Source organism: Acinetobacter sp. (assembly GCF_041911495.1).
Classification (GTDB): domain Bacteria; phylum Pseudomonadota; class Gammaproteobacteria; order Pseudomonadales; family Moraxellaceae; genus Acinetobacter.
In genome coordinates, this window is record NZ_JAYROT010000033.1 from 1 (window position 1) to 4,737 (window position 4,737).

Here is a 4,737-nt window from a genome sequence, read left to right on the forward strand (position 1 = left end):
GATATTGATCGAACAACTCCCGAATGATTTCTTGTTTATTGCGATAATGATAATACAGATTGCCTGGGCTAATACCGAGCTCAGCGGCAATATAATTGGTGGTGACCGCCCGTTCGCCCCGTTCATTAAACAGCGCCAAGCTGGTTTGCAAAATTCTTTCCTTGGTTTTAGACGCTTTCAACCGTTTATCCTTTATCGATTTAATGCACACGCTGAGCATTTAAAATATTCATCGCATGCGATCCACACACCACAATCACGATGCACAAAACCTATGTTTAAAATCCGCTTTTAAAATCCGTGCTTAAAATTAACTTTTAAAATCCGCTTTTAAAATCCATGTTGAAATTAGATTTAAAATCATCGTGTTGCAATATAACACAAGCCCATTTGCACCATATGATCATCGCCACACGATACATAAAAAGCGTTAACACCACATCAATCTAGCATAGCTTTTTGATTATTGCTTGACTATTTAGAGCTTTTACTCTAAAAATAGCGCAACGAATAGTCAATATGGCCACAAAGATATGAACAGCCTCAACAAAAGCCTCAGCAACACTGGATCAGACAAAATCCAAGAAATGCATGACATCCTTGCAGAGCAAAAGCGTGCTTATCGCCGTCATCAATTGCCAACTGCTGCTGAGCGTATTGATCGTTTGACCAATCTACGTGAAGTCTTACTGAAATATCAAGATGACATTGCCGAAGCAATCTCACAAGATTATGGCAATCGTGCTGTAGCAGAAACCAAGATCGGTGAAGTACTGACTTGTGTTGAGCAAACTCATTATTATTCAAAAAATTTAGAAAAATGGATGAAGCCATCGAAACGCCAAGTTGGACACATTCACCACCCTGCCAAAGCATGGGTAGAATACCAACCGCTTGGTGTGATCGGGATCATTGCGCCGTGGAACTATCCGCTTCTATTATCTGTGGGACCACTGATCTGCGCACTCGCTGCAGGCAACCACGCCATGATCAAAATCTCAAGCGCTTCGCCAAAGTTTGGTGCATTATTGCAAAAAGCTTTGGCAGAAGTTTTTCCAAGTGATTTGGTTTCTGTCATTAATGGTGGTGGTGCGATCTCCGATGCGTTTAGCCATTTAACTTTTGATAAATTGATCTTTACAGGCTCAACCGACGTTGGCAAAACTGTGATGCGTGCTGCCTCAGAAAACCTTGTTCCAGTGATCTTGGAGCTCGGTGGCAAGTCACCTGCCATCGTCCATCCTGAAATGTCGATCAAAGATGCTGCGCAACGCCTCGTTGCAGGAAAGTTATGGAATGCAGGTCAGACATGTGTTGCACCAGATTACCTATTCTTACCACGTGGCAAGACAGCTGAGTTTGTGCAAAGTTTCCGTAGATTTGTCACACATATGTACCCGACCATTCGGGACAATCAAGACTATACCTCGATTATCAATGACAAGCAGTATCGTCGTTTACAGGGTTATCTTGAAGATGCACAACAACATGGTGCACAAATCATTGAAATTAACTGTAAACATGAAGCGCTTGCCGATGTACGCAAAATTGCGCCGACTTTTTTGACCAATGTCACCCCTGACATGCAAGTGATGCAACATGAAATCTTTGGTCCGATCCTGCCGATTTTTGAATATGACAGCATTGATGAAGTGATTGACTTTATTAATGATCGACCACGCCCGTTGTCTTTGTATTATTTTGACTATAATAAGGATCGTGCAGAATACGTTGCGCAGCACACCCATTCAGGTCATTTTGGCAACAATCAAGCGCTCACCCACGTTGCCCAAGATGATTTACCATTTGGTGGCGTTGGTGCATCAGGGATGGGCAAATATCATGGTCCAGAAGGTTTCTTTAGCTTCTCTCATGAGCGCTCGATGATGTCTAAGCCAAAGTTGTACACCTTTAAGATGATTTTGCCGCCATTTAACAAACCGATCCACAAGATCATGTATAATACTCTGCTTCGTCGTTAACATGACGCCGAGGCACATTCAAAACCATGGTCAGCTATTTTGATGACATTTTTTTGAAGATTGATCAAGACATAAACGAATCGCATTGTTTATGTCTTATTTTTGGAAGGCGTGCTTGTGTTTTAACCTGAAATTTGGTATAAAACGCCCCTTACAAATGAGTTACCCTGTTTTACTTACTGACAAGCCTGACAAATACCATTTATTGTTCGGCTTAATCAATGGAGTTCACCATGTCTAAGGTTTGCCAAGTTACCGGCAAGCGTCCAATCGTTGGTAACAACGTTTCGCACGCAAACAACAAAACCAAGCGCCGGTTCGAGCCGAACCTGCACCACCACCGTTTTTGGTTAGAAACTGAGAAGCGTTTTGTACGTCTTCGTCTTTCTACCAAAGGTATGCGTATTATCGACAAATTGGGCATCGAGAAGGTTGTTGCTGATCTTCGCGCTCAAGGTCAAAAGATCTAAGGAGCCATTGCCATGCGTGATAAAATTCGCCTAGTTTCAACTGCTGGTACAGGTTATTTCTATACCACTACGAAAAACAAACGTACGATGCCGGAAAAAATGGAAATCAAAAAATTTGATCCAAAAATCCGTCAACACGTGATTTTCAAAGAAGCTAAAATCAAATAATTTTAGTCTCTATAAAAAACGACTCTCGATGAGTCGTTTTTTTATGCCTGAAATTTGCATTGTTTGCTATACTTTAAGCGATAAATTTTGGCATTATTTATGCTTTATCTCTCTTAAACATCTATTTCTATTCACAATATTATTTGGAGCGTGCTGTGCCACATGATGTAGACCTGATTATCTTACTCGCCGTTGGTTTTGGCTTGGCTTTGATTTTTGGCTATATCGCTGCACGTCTACGACTTCCGCCACTCATTGGTTACTTGATTGCAGGGATTATCATTAGCCCGAATACACCGGGTGTTGTGGGCGACATCCACCTTGCCAATCAGCTCGCTGAGCTCGGTGTGATGTTCCTGATGTTTGGCGTTGGCATGCACTTTTCCCTAAAGGACTTAATACAAGTACGACGGATTGCCCTCCCCGGTGCAATATTGCAAATCGCTGTGGCAACCATTTTGGGTATTGCTGTCACGATGCTTTGGGGGTGGTCATTTGGCTCGGCATTGGTCTTCGGTTTAAGCCTATCATGTGCAAGTACTGTCGTTTTACTCAAAGCATTGGGCGATCGTGGTTTGCTCGACTCGGTCAATGGGAAAATTGCCGTCGGTTGGCTTTTGGTCGAAGACTTGGTGATGGTCTTGGCTTTAGTTCTACTTCCTGCCACAGCAGTTTTATTAGGCGGTGTCAGTCTTAGTGATGACAATAGTCAAAATATTTGGCTAACCATCGGCATTACCTTACTCAAGGTTGCTGGCTTTATCGCCTTTATGCTCATCGTGGGTAAACGTCTTGTGCCGATGATTATGCAGTTTGTCGCTCGACTTGGTTCACGTGAATTATTTACCTTGACGGTAGTCGCTGCAGCCGTATCCATTGCCTACGGCTCTTATGCGATCTTTGGCGTGTCGATGGCACTTGGTGCGTTCTTCGCAGGGATGGTCGTCAAAGAATCTGACTTTAGCCATCGTGCTGAAGAAGAAACACAACCGCTGCGTGAGATTTTTGCCATTCTATTCTTCGTATCGGTGGGGATGTTGTTTGACCCTCGCATTATCATCGAAGAGCCTTTGCATATCCTTGCCGTAGTTGCCATCATCATGATTGGTAAAACCATCGCAGCGATGGCATTGGTGCTGTTCTTCCGCTATCCGCTCAACACGGCACTGACGGTCGGCGCAAGCTTGGCACAAATCGGCGAGTTCTCCTTTATCCTTGCGACGCTTGGTGTGGCATTAAAATTACTCACCCTTGAAGCACAAAATTTGATTTTGGCAGGTGCTTTGATTTCTATTTCTCTTAATTCATTTATCTTTACAGCAGTGGAACCAATTCAACGCTGGATTCGTGAACGCTCACATTTGGCACGACTCCTAGAGCGTAGTGGCGATCCACTGGCGATGCTGCCTGATGAAGTGGATCAAAGTAATCTGCGTGATCAAGTGGTGATTGTTGGCTACACACCGACAGGTCGCCACATTGCAGATCAATTACAAGCGCAGAATATCAAAGTGGTAATCACCGATCAGAACCGTGAAGTGGTCGAGAAGTTGCGCGAGAAAGGCATTGCTGCGGTATCAGGGAAACCAACCGATCCAAATGTCTTGATTCAAGCGCACATTATGCACGCACGCCTACTAGTGCTCCGCACGATGGATATTTTAGATATTCATCAAATTGTAAATATCGCAAAACAGCTCAATCCACAATTACAAATCATCGTCGGTGCGGAAAGTGTCGAAGAGGCAAAAGTGCTTCGTGAAGAAAACATCGGACAGGTTTATTTTGCTCAAGAAGAAATGGCGAAAAATATCACTGGAGATATTTTGACGCATATCGAACGTGTGCATCAAACTACACACTAATTCTTTGGATAATTAATCTTTCAGTTAACTCATCATCTTAAGGGAACTGTCCAAAAAACAAAAAAGGTGCAATCTGCACCTTTTCAATTTTTCAGCTAATATTTTCACATCAATGCAATTAACTATAGTGTTGTGGCTTTTGATCGACCACATTGGCATGCCATTTATTCATTTGTTGTTCCATCACACCATAGATCGCAGCCTGCACCATATGTTGCGCTACTGCACCTGCATTATCACCGAGTAGTTTGC

At 43.1% G+C, this 4,737-nt stretch carries 5 protein-coding genes; 4 read left to right on the top strand and 1 reads right to left on the bottom strand.

Features of this window, described 5'->3' with window-relative positions; all coding sequences use genetic code 11:
- The coding region (locus ACE3PQ_RS03865) for a TetR/AcrR family transcriptional regulator (RefSeq protein ID WP_374295379.1) at positions 1-220 on the bottom strand (220 nt) is incomplete at its 3' end.
- Positions 221-533: 313 nt separating this feature from the next.
- Between ACE3PQ_RS03865 and ACE3PQ_RS03870 the strand changes: the two genes are divergently transcribed.
- From ACE3PQ_RS03870 to ACE3PQ_RS03885, 4 genes are all read left to right on the top strand, one after another.
- Positions 534-1,982, top strand: coding sequence for a coniferyl aldehyde dehydrogenase (locus ACE3PQ_RS03870; RefSeq protein ID WP_374295380.1), 1,449 nt, complete (start codon positions 534-536; stop codon positions 1,980-1,982).
- Positions 1,983-2,215: 233 nt separating this feature from the next.
- Complete coding sequence (gene rpmB / locus ACE3PQ_RS03875; RefSeq protein WP_092619282.1) at positions 2,216-2,452, top strand: 50S ribosomal protein L28; 237 nt, start codon at positions 2,216-2,218, stop codon at positions 2,450-2,452.
- Positions 2,453-2,464: 12 nt separating this feature from the next.
- Positions 2,465-2,620 (top strand): 50S ribosomal protein L33, encoded by a 156-nt coding sequence (gene rpmG / locus ACE3PQ_RS03880; protein WP_003654787.1) that lies wholly within the window; start codon positions 2,465-2,467, stop codon positions 2,618-2,620.
- Positions 2,621-2,775: 155 nt separating this feature from the next.
- Positions 2,776-4,485, top strand: coding sequence for a cation:proton antiporter (locus ACE3PQ_RS03885; RefSeq protein ID WP_374295383.1), 1,710 nt, complete (start codon positions 2,776-2,778; stop codon positions 4,483-4,485).
- The last annotated feature ends 252 nt before the right edge of the window (positions 4,486-4,737 follow it).